A 14,293-nucleotide genomic window follows, 5' to 3' on the forward strand; every position below is an offset into this window, starting at 1 on the left:
ATGAGTGATAAAGCCGTTCTGAGTTGCCGCAACCTGGGCAAGTCCTACGACGAGGGCCCGGAGTCGGTGCAGGTGCTGTCCGGGCTCAACCTCGAGCTGCACGCCGGTGAGCGGGTAGCCATCGTGGGTAGCTCCGGCTCGGGCAAGAGTACCTTGCTCAACCTGTTGGGCGGCCTCGACCGGCCGACCCAGGGCAGCGTCTGGCTGGCCGGCGAGGAGCTGTCGGCACTGGGCGAGCGTGCCCGTGGCCTGTTGCGCAACCGCGAGCTGGGCTTTGTCTACCAGTTCCACCACTTGCTGCCGGAATTCACGGCCATCGAAAACGTGTGCATGCCGTTGCTGATCGGCCGCACGCCGATCCCCGAGGCCCGTGAGCGTGCCGAGGCGCTGCTCAAGCGTGTTGGCCTGGCCCACCGCTTCAACCACAAGCCGGCCGAGTTGTCCGGTGGTGAGCGCCAGCGGGTGGCGATTGCCCGGGCACTGGTCAACCGCCCCGGCCTGGTAATGCTCGACGAGCCGACCGGCAACCTCGACCACCACACCGCCCAGGGCATCCAGGAGTTGATGCAGGAGCTGTCCAGTGCGTCGCGCACGGCGTTTCTGGTGGTCACCCACGACCTCAACCTGGCGCGCCAGATGGACCGTGTATTGAAGCTCGACGACGGCCACCTGGTGGCGATCTGATCGACTGCACGGGGTGGCCGGTGCCGCCCCGTTTTCCTGTTTTCATTGGGTGTTTTCGTACATGTTCAGACCCTTGCCCATCTTCATCGGCGCGCGCTATACCCGAGCCAAGCGCCGCAACCACTTCATCTCGTTCATCTCGATGACCTCGATGATCGGCCTGTCGCTGGGCGTGCTGGCGATGATCGTGGTGCTGTCGGTGATGAACGGTTTCCAGCGCGAAATGAGTTCGCGCATCCTCGGCCTGGTGCCGCATGCCGCCATCCTCGGCGTGCAGCCACTGGACGACTGGCACAAGGTGGCCGACGCGGCCATGCGCGACCCGGCGGTGATGGCGGCAGCGCCGATTACCGAAATGGAAGGCATGCTGTCGTACAAGGGCGCGATGCAGCCGATCCAGGTCGGCGGTATCGACCCGGCCGAAGAGGGCAAGGTCTCGATCGTCGGCCAGCATATCGTCCAGGGCCGGCTGCAGGACCTGCAGCCGGGAGAGTTCGGCGTGGTCATCGGTGAGCTGACTGCGCGGCGCTTCCGCCTGAATACCGGCGACAAACTGACCCTGATCGTGCCGGAAATCAGCAAGGAGCCGGGCGGCATCACCCCGCGCATGCAGCGCCTGACCGTGGTCGGTATCTTCAAGGTCGGCGCCGAGCTGGACGGCTCGCAGGCTTACATCCATGTCGACGATGCCGGCGCCATGCAGCGCTGGGCGCCGGGCCAGGTGCAGGGCGTACGCCTGAAGCTGCACGACCTGTATGCCGCACCGCAGGTGTCCAAGGCCATCGCTGCCGGGCTGGGTGATGCCTACCGTGCCGATGACTGGTCGCATACCCAGGGCAGCCTGTTCAGCGCCATGAAGATGGAAAAGACCATGATCGGCCTGCTGTTGCTGATGATCATTGCGGTGGCAGCGTTCAACATCATCGCCACCCTGGTGATGGTGGTGAACGACAAGGGGCCGGACATCGCTATCTTGCGCACCCTGGGCGCCACGCCCGCGCAGATCATGGGCACGTTCATGGTCCAGGGCAGCCTGATCGGTATTGTCGGGACGCTGATCGGTGGCGTGCTTGGGGTGGTTGCGGCGTTCAACGTCAGCCAGATCGTCGGTTGGCTGGAGCGGGTGAGCGGGCAGCACATCTTTACTTCGGATGTGTACTTCGTCAGCAGCTTGCCGTCGCAGTTGCAGTGGGGCGATGTGGCGATCATCTGCACTGCCGGGTTGGTGATGAGCTTCCTGGCGACCATTTACCCGGCTTATCGGGCATCGCAGGTGCAGCCGGCGATTGGTCTGGCAGTTTGAGTGACTGTTGAGGGCCTCATCGCCGGCAAGCCAGCTCCCACCCCGACCGCATCGGCCTCAAGCCCTGCGCAGTCCCTGTAGGAGCCTGGCTTGCCAGCGATGAGGCCAGTACAGGCAGTACAAGACGGTCGCCCCCACAGGATTGCATCAAGCTCAAGACCTGCGCTGTACCTGTGGGAGCTGGCTTGCCGGCGATGGGCTGCAAAGCAGCCCCGATGTCACTGGTCTTCAGTGAAATCGATCACGAATCGCGTCCACCCGTCCGCACACTCCGCCCTGATGCGCCCACCATGGGCCTGCACGATCGACCGGGTAATCGCCAACCCCAACCCGGCATGCTCGCTACTGCCTTCCCGCCGCGCCGGGTCCACCCGGTAGAAGCGGTCGAACAACCGCGGTAGCGCCGCCGGCTCGATAGCCGCCCCGGTATTGGCCACGCCAATCCTCGGCCCTGGCCCCAATGTCACCTGTATCAGCCCTCCCGCCGGGGTAAAGCGCAAGGCATTGTCCAGCAAGTTGGACAGCGCCCGGCGCAGCATATGCCGGTCGCCCTGCAGCAGCGCCTCACCCTCGCGCAGCATCTGCACGCCGCTGTCCTCTGCCAGCGGCGCGTAGTACTCCAGCAGCGCATCCACCTCCTCATGCAGCACCAGCGGTGCTTGCCCCGGCACTAGCAGGCCATGGTCGGCCTTGGCCAGGAACAGCATGTCGTTGATCATCTGCGCCATCCATTGCAGCTCTTCGAGGTTGCCGTGCAGAGCTTCGCGGTACTCCTCGAGGCTGCGCGGGCGGGTGAGGGTGACCTGGGTGTGGGTCAGCAGGTTGGACAGCGGGGTGCGCAGCTCGTGGGCGATGTCGGCAGAGAATGCCGACAGGCGCTGGAAGGCATCGTCCAGGCGCTGCAGCATGGCGTTCATGGCCGTCGCCAGTTCGGCCAGCTCTTCGGGCATCTGTGCCACCGGCAGGCGGGTGGTGAGCGAGCGCGCCGATACGCTGGCAGCCACCTGGCCCATCTGCCGCAATGGGCGCAACCCGCGGCGTGCAGCCCAGGCACCGAGCAGCGCAGTGGCCAGCGCCGAAAGGCCCACCGTCAGCCAGATCAGCCGTTGCATGCCCTGCAGGAAATGCTGGTGATGAGTGATGTCGAGGTACAGGGTCAGTTGTGGCGACTGCGGGGCGCCTTGCGCCAGGTGCACGGCCAGGCTGCGGTAGTCGGTGCCTTGCGCATGCAGGGTTGCCAGCCCGTCGGGCAGCGGTGTCCGGGGCAGGCCTGTGCGGCTTTCGAACCAGGTGGCGCCGTCACTGCCATTGATGCGCAGAGCCAGGTCGGCCTGGTGGCCCAGTTCATCGCGCAAGGCGGGCAGGCGCGCCTGCAGCTCGGCCGGGGTGGTGATGCCGGCCAACTGGGTGCGGAACAGCGACAGGCGCGAGTCCAGCAGCTGCTGGTCCAGTTCCACGAAGTGCTGCTCGCTGGCCCGGCTGAATATCAGGCCCGCGCCGAGCGAGACAGCGGCGGTGCAGGCGGCGAACAGCAGGGCCAGGCGGCTGCCGAGGGAGACCCGACGCATCACTCCGCGCGCTCTTCGAGTACATAGCCCATGCCGCGCACGGTATGGATCAGCTTGTTGGGGTGCGGGTCGTCGATCTTCAGGCGCAGGCGGCGGATCGCCACTTCGATCACATTGGTATCGCTGTCGAAATTCATGTCCCACACCTGCGAGGCGATCAGCGATTTGGGCAGCACCTCGCCCTGGCGGCGCAGCAGCAGTTCAAGCAGGGCGAACTCCTTGGCAGTCAGGTCGATGCGCTGGCCGGCGCGCTCGGCGCGGCGGCGGATCAGGTCCAGGCGCAGGTCGGCCAGCCCCAGGGTGGTGTCCTGGCTGGGGCTGGTGCCCCGGCGCAGCAGGCTGCGCACCCGCGCCAGCAGTTCGGAGAAGGCAAACGGCTTGACCAGGTAATCATCGGCGCCCAGCTCCAGGCCGTGCACCCGGTCCTCCACGGCATCGCGGGCGGTGAGAAACAGCACCGGGGTGTCCAGGCCGGCCTGGCGCACGGCCTGGAGGATCTGCCAACCGTCACGGCCGGGCAGCATCACGTCGAGAATCAGCAGGTCGTGGTCGCCGGTCAGGGCAAGGAACTGGCCGGTCTCGCCGTCAGTGGCCAGTTCGGTGGCGAAGCCGGCCTCGTTCAGGCCCTGGCTCAGGTACTGGCCGGTACGGGCCTGGTCTTCGACGATCAGCAGTTTCATTAAGCGGCAGGACTCCAGATGGCAGCGTGGGAACCTGTGGCAGCGGGCGTGCCCGCGAAGCATGCAACACGCTGTATGGCACCGGCTTCGCCGGTGTTCGCGGGCAAGCCCGCTCCTACAGGGACCGGGTGATGCTGAGATGATACGTGACGATGCACCGGCTTGCCCCAAACTGACGAAGATGTAATCCCGCTGACTTGCGCTCCAAGGCGGGGGGCAAAACCGGTAGACTAGGGGCAATTTCGAACCTTCAGGTCAGTTTCCATGCATCCCGCTGCCGAACATTCCCCGCTGGGCAAGTCCAGCGAATACATTGCCACCTATTCCCCGGAGCTGCTGTTCCCGATCCCGCGTACCGCCAAGTGGGCCGAGCTGGGCGTTACCGCCCAGACCTTGCCGTGGCAGGGTGTGGATTACTGGAACTGCTTCGAGCTGAGCTGGCTGCTGCCGTCGGGCAAGCCGGTGGTGGCGATCGGCGAGTTCGCCATCCCCGCCGACTCGCCGAACATCATCGAGTCCAAGTCGTTCAAGCTGTATCTGAACTCGTTGAACCAGACGGTGTTCGCCTCGCTTGGCGAGCTGCAGGCGTGCCTGGAGAAAGACCTGTCCGCCGCCGCCGGCAAGCCGGTGGGCGTGAAAGTGCGCACCCTGGCCGAGGTCGAGGCCCAAGGCGTGGTGGCCTTGCCGGGGCAGTGCATCGATGCGCTGGACGTTGCCATCAGCAACTACGAACAGCCACAGCCAGAGCTGCTGCGCTGCAACCCGGAGCAACAGGTGGAAGAAACCCTGCACAGCCACCTGCTGAAGTCCAACTGCCCGGTCACCGGCCAGCCGGACTGGGGCAGCGTGGTGGTCGAGTACAAGGGCAGGGCGCTGGACCATGCCAGCCTGCTGACCTACCTGATCAGCTTCCGCCAGCATGCCGACTTCCACGAGCAGTGTGTGGAGCGGATCTACCTGGACTTGAAGAACCTGCTGCAGCCGGAGCATTTGACGGTGTATGCCCGCTATGTGCGCCGGGGTGGGCTGGATATCAACCCTTACCGCAGCACGGGGGCGATCAGCCCGGACAACGTGCGCCTGGTTCGGCAGTAAGGTTCGCAAGTACGCCGGGGGCGCTTCGCGCCCCTATCGCGACACAAGGCCGCTCCTACAGGTACAGCGCAAGATTTGGGGCTTGCGCTGTACCTGTAGGAGCGGCCTTGTGTCGCGATAGGGCCGCAAAGCGGCCCCAGTATTTCTAGATCCCCATGCTGTGCAGCGAGTTGGCAATGCTGCGCAGGGTAGCGGTGAGGTCGGGGTGGTCGGCCTCGAAGCGTTCGATCGCCAGGTTCACGCCGTCCACCAGATTATGGTCTGGCGTGGCTTCCTCAAGCTTCAGTTGCGCCTCGATCTGGCGCGCTTCTTCGTGCAGCGCGGCCAGTTCCTCGTCCGAAAGCGGCACGTTGCGGTCCAGTTGCTCGCGCAAGCTGTTCAGGCGCTCTTGCAATTCGCGGGCAGGCATTGGCAGTTCTCCATCAATGGCTTGGCAAGCCATGGACCTCAGCGAAGCGGCAAAGGTTCTGGCCTGTCTTCAGCGTAATCCACCTGCCGATGCTTTGCATGATCCGCGTCAAAGGTGCTGTATCACGGTTTTTCGCCCTTGCGCCGGCGTTGGGCAATGTCCTGCAGGCAGGTGTCCAGCGCTTCCAGGTGGTCGATGACAGAGTGCACGCCCAGGCTGAACAGTTCCAGCGTCGCCTTGCCACGGGCCAGGTCTTGTTCCTGCGCAGTCATGGCTTGCCATTGCCGCGAGCTGCGGTCGCAGAACGGGCTGCAGGCTGCCAGTCCTACGGTCCACAACCCCGCGTTCAGGCCGGACTGCAGCAGACGTGGGTCGCCGCTGACCAGCACGCAGCCGTCCAGGCGTTGGCTGTCCAGCGTCATCAGGGCCTGCCAGCAGGCATTCGGCGCCGGCCAGCGCACGCCGTTCACCGAATGCCCCGGCAACCAGGCGGGCAGTACGTGCGCCAGGCGCTTGCTCTGGGTGGCGTTGAGGTCGTCCAGCCAGATGCATGGCACCTGGCGCTGGCGCAGGCTGGCGAGGGTGGCCAGGGCGCCGGGGGCGGGCGATGGGGCGCCATTGGCGGCTTGCACCAGGCAGCCGCGCAAGCCGAATAGCACAGCGGTGAAGGCGGGTGCATTGTCCATGGCAACTTCCCTCAAATAGTCCGCAGGCTATTCGGCGATTGTTACCGCCCTGTGACAACCGGCACCGCGCAACAGTTGTTCACAAAATATTGAGCAGAGATGTGTAAAGCTGTTTATCAGCCCACAAGCCTCTATACTGCCGCCGTACAGCAGCGCACCCGTTTGCGCTTGCGGCCGAGAAATTCGATGGAGAAACACCTATGCGTAGGATCGGTGCCAGTGTGATCGAACGAGTCACCCAGGCCTGTGTCTGCGCCAGCATGCTGCTGGCGCCCGTGGCAGCCACCCAGGCAGCCACCGAGGAAGATCCCTGGGAAGCGGTCAACCGCCCGATCTTCCGTTTCAACGATACCCTCGACACCTATGCCCTCAAGCCATTGGCCAAGGGCTACCAGGCGGTCACCCCGCAGTTCCTCGAGGATGGCATCCACAACATCTTCCGCAACCTGGGTGACGTGACCAACCTGGCCAACGACCTGCTGCAGTTCAAGCCCCATGCGGCGGGCGTGGACACTGCGCGGCTGATCGTCAACACCACCTTCGGCCTGGGCGGCTTCTTCGACGTGGGTACCAAGATGGGCCTGCAGCGCAACGACGAGGACTTCGGCCAGACCCTCGGCTACTGGGGCGTGCCGAGCGGCCCGTACGTGGTCATCCCGCTGCTGGGCCCGAGCACCGTGCGTGACGGCGTGGCCAAATACCCGGATACCTACACCAAACCCTACCGCTACATCGACCATGTGCCGACGCGCAATTCGATCTTTGCCCTCGACATCATCGACACCCGCGCCGACCTGCTGTCGGCAGAGAAGCTGATCCAGGGTGACAAGTACATCTTCATTCGCAACGCCTACCTGCAGAACCGCGAGTTCAAGGTCAAGGATGGCGAGGTCGAAGACGACTTCTGATCCTGCACGTGCTTGGTCCTGTGCAGTCCCCGTGTAGGAGCGGCCTTGTGTCGCGATAGGGCCGCAAAGCGGCCCCGGCAACTCATGCGGCGAAGCTGAATCCGGGGGCTGCCGCGCAGCCCATGGCGACACAAGGCCGCTCCTACAGGGGGCCAGCAGGGCCATCAATGCATCGCCACAATCCGCAACCCGAACTTCTGCTGCCCGCCCGGCTGGTCGGCAATCCACACCACTTCCGTGCTGGCGTGCAGCCCTTTCAGCGCCGGATGCTCGGACTCGATCCGTACCTCGATATGGTCCCCCACCTGGAAGCGCTGCGGTGCCTGCACCTGCATGCCGCCGCTGGACAGGTCAAGGCACACTGCCGCGATTACCTGGCCTTCGTGCAGAAGGCTGACCTCGGTGTCGATGCGCATGCGGATGAAATCGCGTTTCTCGCCGTGGCTGGAGGGCGTGTGGGGCATGCTGCATCCTTCCTATCGGGTTGCGCTGGTCGACTTTCTTATAACTCTCGGTGATTTGCCCTGTAAAGTGCGCCGGGGTCGACCCTTGCATGCTTGAAACGCCTGCCGGATGGGAGTACCGTCTGCGCCTTACAAGGTAGCTCTCGCAGTTGCCAGACAGTTGCCGGGCAGGTGTTCTTGTCCTACAACTCAAGTAGAGTGTGACCATAAAGAATTCCCGTAGCTGGCCGTCTGCCTTGCCGACACCGCTGCACCAACCTAAATCGGCGCCGTTCGCCCACATGCAGAAAACCAGTGCAACGCTGCTGATCATCGATGACGACGACGTGGTCCGTGCAAGCCTCGCCGCCTATCTTGAAGACAGTGGCTTCAGCGTCCTCCAGGCCGGCAATGGCCAGCAGGGGCTTCAGGTCTTCGAAGAACACCAGCCCGACCTCGTGATCTGCGATCTGCGCATGCCGCAGATGGGCGGCCTCGAACTGATCCGCCAGGTCAGCGAGCGCGCCCCGCAGTTGCCGGTGATCGTGGTGTCCGGTGCCGGCGTCATGAGTGATGCGGTGGAAGCGTTGCGCCTGGGCGCTGCCGACTACCTGATCAAGCCGCTGGAAGACCTGGCCGTGCTCGAGCATTCGGTGCGCCGCGCCCTCGACCGCTCGCGTCTGGTGCTGGAAAACCAGCGCTACCGCGACAAGCTCGAAGCCGCCAACCGCGAACTGGAGGCCAGCCTGCATCTGCTGCAGGAGGACCAGACCGCCGGTCGCCAGGTGCAGATGAACATGCTGCCGGAAAGCCCTTGGGTGGCCGGCGAGTTCGCCTTCGAGCATCAGATCATCCCGTCGCTGTACCTGTCGGGTGATTTTGCCGATTACTTCCGGGTGGACGAACGGCGCATCGCTTTCTATCTCGCCGACGTCTCCGGGCATGGCGCGTCGTCAGCGTTCGTCACCGTGCTGCTGAAGTTCATGACCACACGGCTGTTGTTCGAATTCAAGCGCGGCAGCAAAATGCGCGAGTTCAAACCCTCGCAGGTGCTCAGCCACATCAACCGCGGGCTGATCAACTGCAAGCTGGGCAAGCACGTGACCATGGTTGGCGGGGTGATCGATGAAGACACCGGCCTGCTGACCTACGCCGTTGGCGGCCATCTGCCGCTGCCGGTGCTGCACACCCCCGAGCATACCCGCTACCTGGAAGGCCGCGGCCTGCCGGTGGGGCTGTTCGACGAGGCCACCTACCAGGACCTGGTGGTGGAGCTGCCGCCGCAGTTCAGCCTCAGCCTGATGTCCGATGGCATTCTGGACCTTTTGCCGGGTGACACGCTCAAAGATAAAGAAACCGCCCTGCCGGAAATCGTCAGGGCAGCAGGTGGCAGCCTGGATGGGCTGCGTCAACGATTTGGATTGGCTACGCTTGGGGAGATGCCGGATGATATCGCCCTATTGGTGTTGAGCAGGAACCTTCAATGAGTACCGGTAGAATCCAGTTCGCCGAGCAGAGCGGTACCTTCGTCCTGAAATTCGTCGGTGAAGTGCGCCTGACCCTGTGTTCGGCGCTGGATGCGACGATCGAGAAGATTTTCACCGCGTTGAACTTCTCGGCGATTGTCATCGACCTGACCGAAACCGAGAGCATCGACAGCACCACCCTGGGCCTGCTGGCCAAGCTGTCGATCCTGTCGCGCCAGAAGGTGGGCCTGTTGCCGACCGTGGTCACCACCAACCCGGACATTTCCCGGTTGTTGCAGTCGATGGGCTTCGATCAGGTGTTCAACATCGTTGATCGGCCGATCCCGTGCCCGGAATGCCTGACCGACCTGCCGTCCCAGGACCAGAACGAAGACGTGGTGCGCTCGAAGGTGCTGGAGGCGCACAAGATCCTCATGGGCCTGAACGACTCCAACCGCGAAGCCTTCCATGATCTGGTCAATGCGCTGGAGCGGACCTGATCTTCAGCCTGTACCGGCTTCTTCGCGGGCACGCCCGCTCCCACAGGTTATGCACCAGTCTTGAGTCATGCACTCTACCTGTAGGAGCGGGTTTACCCGCGAAGAGGCCGGCAAGGCCAACACAAACATTACCTGCCTGATCACCCCCGCCGCGCAAACTCGGTAGCCTCACCCCCACGCGCATCCAACTGATACACCCGCGCCGGCCGCCCCTGTTCATCGAAGAACACCTGCCCCAACCCCGCGCCATTCCACAACCGCTCGCCAGCCTTGCTATGGCTGGGCGTACGCGGCACCACCTCCATTTCCCGCCGCTTGGTAAACCAGTTGAGCGGCGAGCGTGGCGCATACAGCCAGCGGTTGAGCCGGTCGAGCACATCCAGCAGGCGCCGCGGGAATTCGTTCTTGATCCCGCTGCTGGTCACCTGCCACAAGTGCGGGCTGCGCTGGCGGTGGCGGATCAGCACTTCATAGACGAACGAGTAATGCACATCGCCGGACAGCACCACGTAGTGCCCCGGCGTGCGCGAGTGGCGGAAGATGTTGAGGATGACCTGCGCTGCGCCGCGGTGGGCCATCCAGTTCTCGGCATCCACCAGCAGCGGGTAGCCCAGCCAGCTGAACAGCTTCTGCACCGTCTCGATCAGCTTCACGCCAAAAATCGGCGCAGGTGACACGATGATCGCCGACGGGTGGCCCAGCAGTGCTTGCTGCAACTCGCTCAGCGCCTCCCAGTCGAGCAGCCCGGACGGCTTGGCCAGGCTGCTTTCGCTACGCCAGCGGCGGGTGCGGGTGTCCAGCACCAGCAAGGGTGGGTTGGTGGGCAGGCTGAACTGCCAGCCCTGGAAGCGCAGCAGTGCGCCGATCAGCTCATCCTGGGTCTGGCTGTTCAACGCCTGGCATTGCCCGACCAGTGGCTTGCAACCCTGCGGGTCGTTACCCCAGGCCTGGCACAGCAGGTAGCCGAGCAGGGCATTGCCGATGATCCGCCGCGAGAAGGGGTGGCCGTAGGCGGTTTCTTCCCATAGCGCCGATAGGTTCCAGTCGTCGGTGATGTCGTGGTCGTCGAAGATCATCAGGCACGGCAGGTGGGCCATCACCCGCGCTACCTGGCCGAGGTTGTCGGCAAACGCCTGGATCAGCGGCAGCTCCTGGCGGTAACGTGCCTGGCGCGGTGCGGTGAGCCCGCCGGGCATGTCCAGGTTCACCAGCTGCCAGGGCACCGGTGACCACACCAGCAGGTACATGGCCATCACCTCGGCGAAGGTCACCAGGTGGTTGTCGGCGTTGCTGGACGAGAATATCGGCTTGCGCTTGCCGCCGAAAAAGCGCTCGCGCAGGGTTTCGTTGCGTTCCTGCGCTGGCAACAGGTCGGCGCGATGGTAATAGCAGGCCGGGTGCTGGTACAGCGCCTGGCTGTCGGGCACCACCGCGCCCTCCAGTTGCTCGTCGAACAGGCCCAGGCGCGCAATCAGGCTGTGGATGGCGCGCAGCATCGGGCCGGCGACGTCGTCGGCATAGACCTGGTCGCCGGTCATCAGCAGCACGGCGGGGCGTTCCGCGGGGCTTTCGCAGGCCTCCAGCAGGCGGTCGGCGCAGAGCAGGCCATCGGCGGCCGGAAAATGCGGCTTGCGGCAGGAACCGTGCAGCAGGTGGTCGAGCCGATCACGCAGTACCAGGCTTGGGCGCCGGGCGCCGGGGTAGAGCAGGTGCGGCGCCCAGCCTGCGATGCCCTGGCCGTTGATGAGCAGGTCATAGTCGAGCAGCTGGTTGCAGGGCAGCGGCTGGGCGAAGTGGATGTCCAGCAGATGGATGAAGGCGTGCTGGCCCACCGCGACCACCTGGCAATCGACTTGGGCCTCGCATGCCGGGAAGATGAATTCGGCTTGCAGCGGTTGCGTGGCGACCAGCCAGATGGCCAGGCGCTGGGGTTCCAGGCGGCGCAGTACCGGGCCGGCGAGTACGAGGGGCAATGGGGTAGAGGAGGTCATCGACAGCTCTGAGGGCTAACCGGCCCTATCGCCGGCAAGCCAGCTCCCACAGATACAGCGCTGATCTCGAAGGCTGTGCAGTAACTGTGGGAGCTGGCTTGCCGGCGATAGGTCCATTGAATTCAACAAACTGCTAAAGCCCGGCACTTGATGGGGGCCAGACGAAAAACGGGCGGAAAATGCTGAACACTTCCCGCCCGTCAGGCAATCCCGAAATGTATCAGGCCTTTTCAGCCATCAACTTCTCCAGCTTCTCCTGGTCCCGCGCGAACTGGCGAATGCCCTCGGCCAGTTTTTCGGTACCCATGGCATCTTCGTTCATCGCCCAGCGGAACTGGCTTTCGTTCAGCTGTTGCTTGGGCTCGCCGGCATTGCCCGGCTTAAGCACCTGTGGCAGGTCGCCCTGGTCATCGCTGAGTTGCTGCAGCAGTTCCGGGCTGATGGTCAGGCGGTCGCAGCCGGCCAGCTGTTCGATCTGGCCGATATTGCGGAAGCTGGCGCCCATCACCACGGTGCCGTAGCCGTTGGCCTTATAGTAGTTGTAGATGCGAGTGACCGACTGCACGCCCGGATCTTCGGCGCCCACGTATTCCTGGCCGGTGCTCTTCTTGTACCAGTCGTAGATACGGCCCACGAACGGCGAAATCAGGAACACCCCGGCATCGGCGCAGGCCTGGGCCTGGGCGAAGGAGAACAGCAGGGTGAGGTTGGTCTGGATACCTTCCTTCTCCAGCTTCTCGGCGGCGCGAATGCCTTCCCAGGTGGAGGCCAGCTTGATCAGCACACGGTCGCGGCCAACGCCGGCGGCTTCGTACAGATCGATCAGCTTGCGCGCCTTGGCCAGCAGCGCGGGTTCATCGAACGACAGGCGGGCATCGACCTCGGTGGAGATACGACCCGGGATGACCTTGAGGATGCCCGAACCCACGGCCACCGCGAACTTGTCGCAGGCCAGGTCGACATTACCCTTGGCATCGGCCTTCACCTGCTTGAGCAGCTCGGCGTAACCTGGGATGGCCGCAGCCTTGAGCAGCAGCGACGGGTTGGTGGTGGCATCGACCGGTTTCAGGCGGGTGATGGCGTCCAGGTCCCCGGTGTCGGCGACCACGGTGGTGAACTGCTTGAGTTGTTCCAGCTTGGAGGTCATGGGCGTGCTCTGTCCTGTGCAATGACTCGACATTACCCGAGCCCCGACGGCCACTCAAGGGCTCGCGAAGCGCGGTGCGAAAGGTGAGGATTCGAGTCGCAAGCGGCCCCTAGGTTCCGCATGCACAAAAACGGCGATCACCCAGCCCTTGGGTTGCGCTGTCATGAAGAGGACTAGGTTCGTAAGCGCGACGCGGCTTCTGTGGGAGCGGGCGTGCCCGCGAAGAATCCAACGCGGTAGCTGGCACCGGCTGCGCCGGTGTTCGCGGGCACGCCCGCTCCCACAGATACTGCGGCGCTTGTCAGGTTACCGCCCCTGCAACAGCTCCACCGCCTGGTCGAACACCGCCAGCGGCTCCGCCGCCTTGTGAATATCCGCCGACAGCAGCTGGCGGAAGCGCCGCGCCCCCTTGAACCCTTGGGCCAGCCCCAGGATATGCCGGGTAACGTGGTGCATCGCGCCACCACTTTCCATGTGCGCGACGATATAAGGACGCAACTGCGCCAGCGCCTCGCTGCGGCTGACCACTACCGCCTCGCTGCCGAACAGCTGCTGGTCCACCTCGGCCAGCAGGTAAGGGTTGTGGTACGCCTCACGTCCCAGCATCACCCCATCGAAGGTTTCAAGGTGTGCCTGGCACTCGGCCAGGGTCTTTATCCCGCCGTTGAGCACGATCTCCAGGTCCGGGAAGTCCGCCTTCAACTGCGCCGCCACGTCATAGCGCAGCGGCGGAATCTCACGGTTCTCCTTCGGCGACAAACCTTCCAGGATCGCGATGCGCGCATGCACGGTAAAGCTCCGGCAACCTGCCTCGCGCACCTGGCCGACGAAGTCGCACAGCTCGGCGTAGCTGTCGCGGCCATTGATGCCGATGCGGTGCTTGACCGTCACCGGGGTAGACACCGCATCGCGCATGGCTTTCACGCAATCGGCCACCAGCGCCGGGTGGGCCATCAGGCAGGCGCCGATCATGTTGTTCTGCACCCGGTCACTCGGGCAGCCGACGTTGAGGTTGACCTCATCGTAGCCAGCCTCCTCGGCCAGGCGGGCGCAGTCGGCCAGGTCGGCCGGCACGCTGCCGCCCAGTTGCAGGGCCAGCGGGTGCTCGGAGACGTCGTGGCGCAGGAAACGCTGGGCGTCGTTGTGCAGCAGGGCACCGGTGGTGACCATTTCGGTGTAGAGCAGGGTGTTTTTGGAAAGCAGGCGCAGGAAGAACCGGCAGTGGCGGTCTGTCCAGTCCATCATCGGTGCAACGCTGAAGCGACGGGAAGGCTCAGGGCGCGTGGTTGCTGGGTTAGAGCCTGGGTTTGTGGTCATATCGTTCAACGTGTCTTGTACCAAATTCAGCAGTTTCGAAGGTGTTTGTAGCAATCCGGGTGCGCGCCCTGGCAAAAGTCGACGGCAAGTGCTCGG

The 14,293-nt window shown here is 64.2% G+C and carries 14 protein-coding genes; 6 read left to right on the plus strand and 8 right to left on the minus strand.

Going from position 1 to position 14,293, the window contains the following annotated elements; genetic code table 11:
* Together lolD and AC2T3R_RS08385 are read left to right on the plus strand one after the other, a co-directional pair.
* Nucleotides 1–684 carry a lipoprotein-releasing ABC transporter ATP-binding protein LolD gene (gene lolD, locus AC2T3R_RS08380; protein WP_169774647.1) on the plus strand — a complete coding sequence of 228 codons (684 nt, stop codon included), beginning with the start codon at nucleotides 1–3 and terminating at the stop codon, nucleotides 682–684.
* A 61-nt stretch (nucleotides 685–745) separates the two neighbouring features.
* Nucleotides 746–1,987 (plus strand): lipoprotein-releasing ABC transporter permease subunit, encoded by a 1,242-nt coding sequence (locus AC2T3R_RS08385; protein WP_015269544.1) that lies wholly within the window; start codon nucleotides 746–748, stop codon nucleotides 1,985–1,987.
* Between the two features lie 218 nt (nucleotides 1,988–2,205).
* On the opposite strand, the gene AC2T3R_RS08390 is transcribed toward AC2T3R_RS08385, so the two are convergent.
* Both AC2T3R_RS08390 and cinR read right to left on the minus strand, forming a co-directional pair.
* Nucleotides 2,206–3,558, minus strand: a complete 1,353-nt coding sequence (locus AC2T3R_RS08390) for a heavy metal sensor histidine kinase (protein WP_367245539.1) — start codon at nucleotides 3,556–3,558, stop codon at nucleotides 2,206–2,208.
* A complete protein-coding gene (gene cinR / locus AC2T3R_RS08395) occupies nucleotides 3,555–4,235 on the minus strand; it encodes a two-component system response regulator CinR (protein ID WP_015269546.1) in 681 nt (226 codons plus the stop codon). Before cinR ends, AC2T3R_RS08390 begins: the two co-directional genes overlap by 4 nt.
* A 264-nt stretch (nucleotides 4,236–4,499) precedes the next feature.
* Here cinR and queF point away from each other — a divergent pair, with 264 nt between their 5' ends.
* The gene (queF, locus tag AC2T3R_RS08400; protein ID WP_486744916.1) at nucleotides 4,500–5,330 is read left to right on the plus strand and encodes an NADPH-dependent 7-cyano-7-deazaguanine reductase QueF; all 831 of its coding nucleotides are present in this window, start codon (nucleotides 4,500–4,502) and stop codon (nucleotides 5,328–5,330) included.
* A gap of 145 nt (nucleotides 5,331–5,475) precedes the next feature.
* On the opposite strand, the gene AC2T3R_RS08405 is transcribed toward queF, so the two are convergent.
* The gene (locus AC2T3R_RS08405) at nucleotides 5,476–5,739 is read right to left on the minus strand and encodes a DUF4404 family protein (protein WP_015269548.1); all 264 of its coding nucleotides are present in this window, start codon (nucleotides 5,737–5,739) and stop codon (nucleotides 5,476–5,478) included.
* 122 nt (nucleotides 5,740–5,861) lie between these two features.
* Nucleotides 5,862–6,425 (minus strand): HAD superfamily inactivated hydrolase PcrP, encoded by a 564-nt coding sequence (gene pcrP / locus AC2T3R_RS08410; RefSeq protein WP_486744918.1) that lies wholly within the window; start codon nucleotides 6,423–6,425, stop codon nucleotides 5,862–5,864.
* A 200-nt stretch (nucleotides 6,426–6,625) separates the two neighbouring features.
* On the opposite strand from pcrP, the gene AC2T3R_RS08415 reads away from it, so the two are divergent.
* Nucleotides 6,626–7,333: an MlaA family lipoprotein gene (locus AC2T3R_RS08415; RefSeq protein WP_015269550.1), complete on the plus strand. Its 708-nt coding sequence runs from the start codon at nucleotides 6,626–6,628 to the stop codon at nucleotides 7,331–7,333.
* Nucleotides 7,334–7,497: 164 nt separating this feature from the next.
* On the opposite strand, the gene AC2T3R_RS08420 is transcribed toward AC2T3R_RS08415, so the two are convergent.
* Nucleotides 7,498–7,797 carry a PilZ domain-containing protein gene (locus AC2T3R_RS08420; RefSeq protein ID WP_013971739.1) on the minus strand — a complete coding sequence of 100 codons (300 nt, stop codon included), beginning with the start codon at nucleotides 7,795–7,797 and terminating at the stop codon, nucleotides 7,498–7,500.
* 281 nt (nucleotides 7,798–8,078) lie between these two features.
* Between AC2T3R_RS08420 and rssB the strand changes: the two genes are divergently transcribed.
* Together rssB and rssC are read left to right on the plus strand one after the other, a co-directional pair.
* Nucleotides 8,079–9,263: a two-component system response regulator RssB gene (gene rssB, locus AC2T3R_RS08425; protein ID WP_015269551.1), complete on the plus strand. Its 1,185-nt coding sequence runs from the start codon at nucleotides 8,079–8,081 to the stop codon at nucleotides 9,261–9,263.
* Nucleotides 9,260–9,742, plus strand: coding sequence for an anti-sigma factor antagonist RssC (rssC, locus tag AC2T3R_RS08430; protein WP_013971741.1), 483 nt, complete (start codon nucleotides 9,260–9,262; stop codon nucleotides 9,740–9,742). Before rssB ends, rssC begins: the two co-directional genes overlap by 4 nt.
* Nucleotides 9,743–9,882: 140 nt before the next feature.
* Here rssC and AC2T3R_RS08435 read toward each other — a convergent pair whose 3' ends face one another.
* The 3 genes from AC2T3R_RS08435 to dusA all read right to left on the minus strand — a co-directional run bounded on the left by AC2T3R_RS08435 (nucleotide 9,883) and on the right by dusA (nucleotide 14,197).
* Nucleotides 9,883–11,733 carry an alkaline phosphatase D family protein gene (locus tag AC2T3R_RS08435; RefSeq protein ID WP_486744919.1) on the minus strand — a complete coding sequence of 617 codons (1,851 nt, stop codon included), beginning with the start codon at nucleotides 11,731–11,733 and terminating at the stop codon, nucleotides 9,883–9,885.
* Nucleotides 11,734–11,953: 220 nt separating this feature from the next.
* A complete protein-coding gene (gene tal / locus AC2T3R_RS08440; protein ID WP_100413496.1) occupies nucleotides 11,954–12,880 on the minus strand; it encodes a transaldolase in 927 nt (308 codons plus the stop codon).
* A 306-nt stretch (nucleotides 12,881–13,186) separates the two neighbouring features.
* On the minus strand, nucleotides 13,187–14,197 hold the full coding sequence (dusA, locus tag AC2T3R_RS08445; protein WP_486744921.1) for a tRNA dihydrouridine(20/20a) synthase DusA: 1,011 nt from the start codon (nucleotides 14,195–14,197) through the stop codon (nucleotides 13,187–13,189).
* Nucleotides 14,198–14,293 lie beyond the last annotated feature (96 nt).

The sequence above is a fragment of the Pseudomonas sp. PVC-5-1 genome, from assembly GCF_057444345.1.

Coding starts and splice junctions, on each gene's coding strand:
- pcrP (WP_486744918.1), bottom strand. CDS start 6,425: ATGGACAATGCACCCGCCTTCACCGCTGTGCTATTCGGCTTGCGCGGC.
- AC2T3R_RS08415 (WP_015269550.1), top strand. CDS start 6,626: ATGCGTAGGATCGGTGCCAGTGTGATCGAACGAGTCACCCAGGCCTGT.
- AC2T3R_RS08385 (WP_015269544.1), top strand. CDS start 746: ATGTTCAGACCCTTGCCCATCTTCATCGGCGCGCGCTATACCCGAGCC.
- cinR (WP_015269546.1), bottom strand. CDS start 4,235: ATGAAACTGCTGATCGTCGAAGACCAGGCCCGTACCGGCCAGTACCTG.
- lolD (WP_169774647.1), top strand. CDS start 1: ATGAGTGATAAAGCCGTTCTGAGTTGCCGCAACCTGGGCAAGTCCTAC.
- dusA (WP_486744921.1), bottom strand. CDS start 14,197: ATGACCACAAACCCAGGCTCTAACCCAGCAACCACGCGCCCTGAGCCT.
- queF (WP_486744916.1), top strand. CDS start 4,500: ATGCATCCCGCTGCCGAACATTCCCCGCTGGGCAAGTCCAGCGAATAC.
- tal (WP_100413496.1), bottom strand. CDS start 12,880: ATGACCTCCAAGCTGGAACAACTCAAGCAGTTCACCACCGTGGTCGCC.
- AC2T3R_RS08420 (WP_013971739.1), bottom strand. CDS start 7,797: ATGCCCCACACGCCCTCCAGCCACGGCGAGAAACGCGATTTCATCCGC.
- rssC (WP_013971741.1), top strand. CDS start 9,260: ATGAGTACCGGTAGAATCCAGTTCGCCGAGCAGAGCGGTACCTTCGTC.
- AC2T3R_RS08435 (WP_486744919.1), bottom strand. CDS start 11,733: ATGACCTCCTCTACCCCATTGCCCCTCGTACTCGCCGGCCCGGTACTG.
- rssB (WP_015269551.1), top strand. CDS start 8,079: ATGCAGAAAACCAGTGCAACGCTGCTGATCATCGATGACGACGACGTG.
- AC2T3R_RS08405 (WP_015269548.1), bottom strand. CDS start 5,739: ATGCCTGCCCGCGAATTGCAAGAGCGCCTGAACAGCTTGCGCGAGCAA.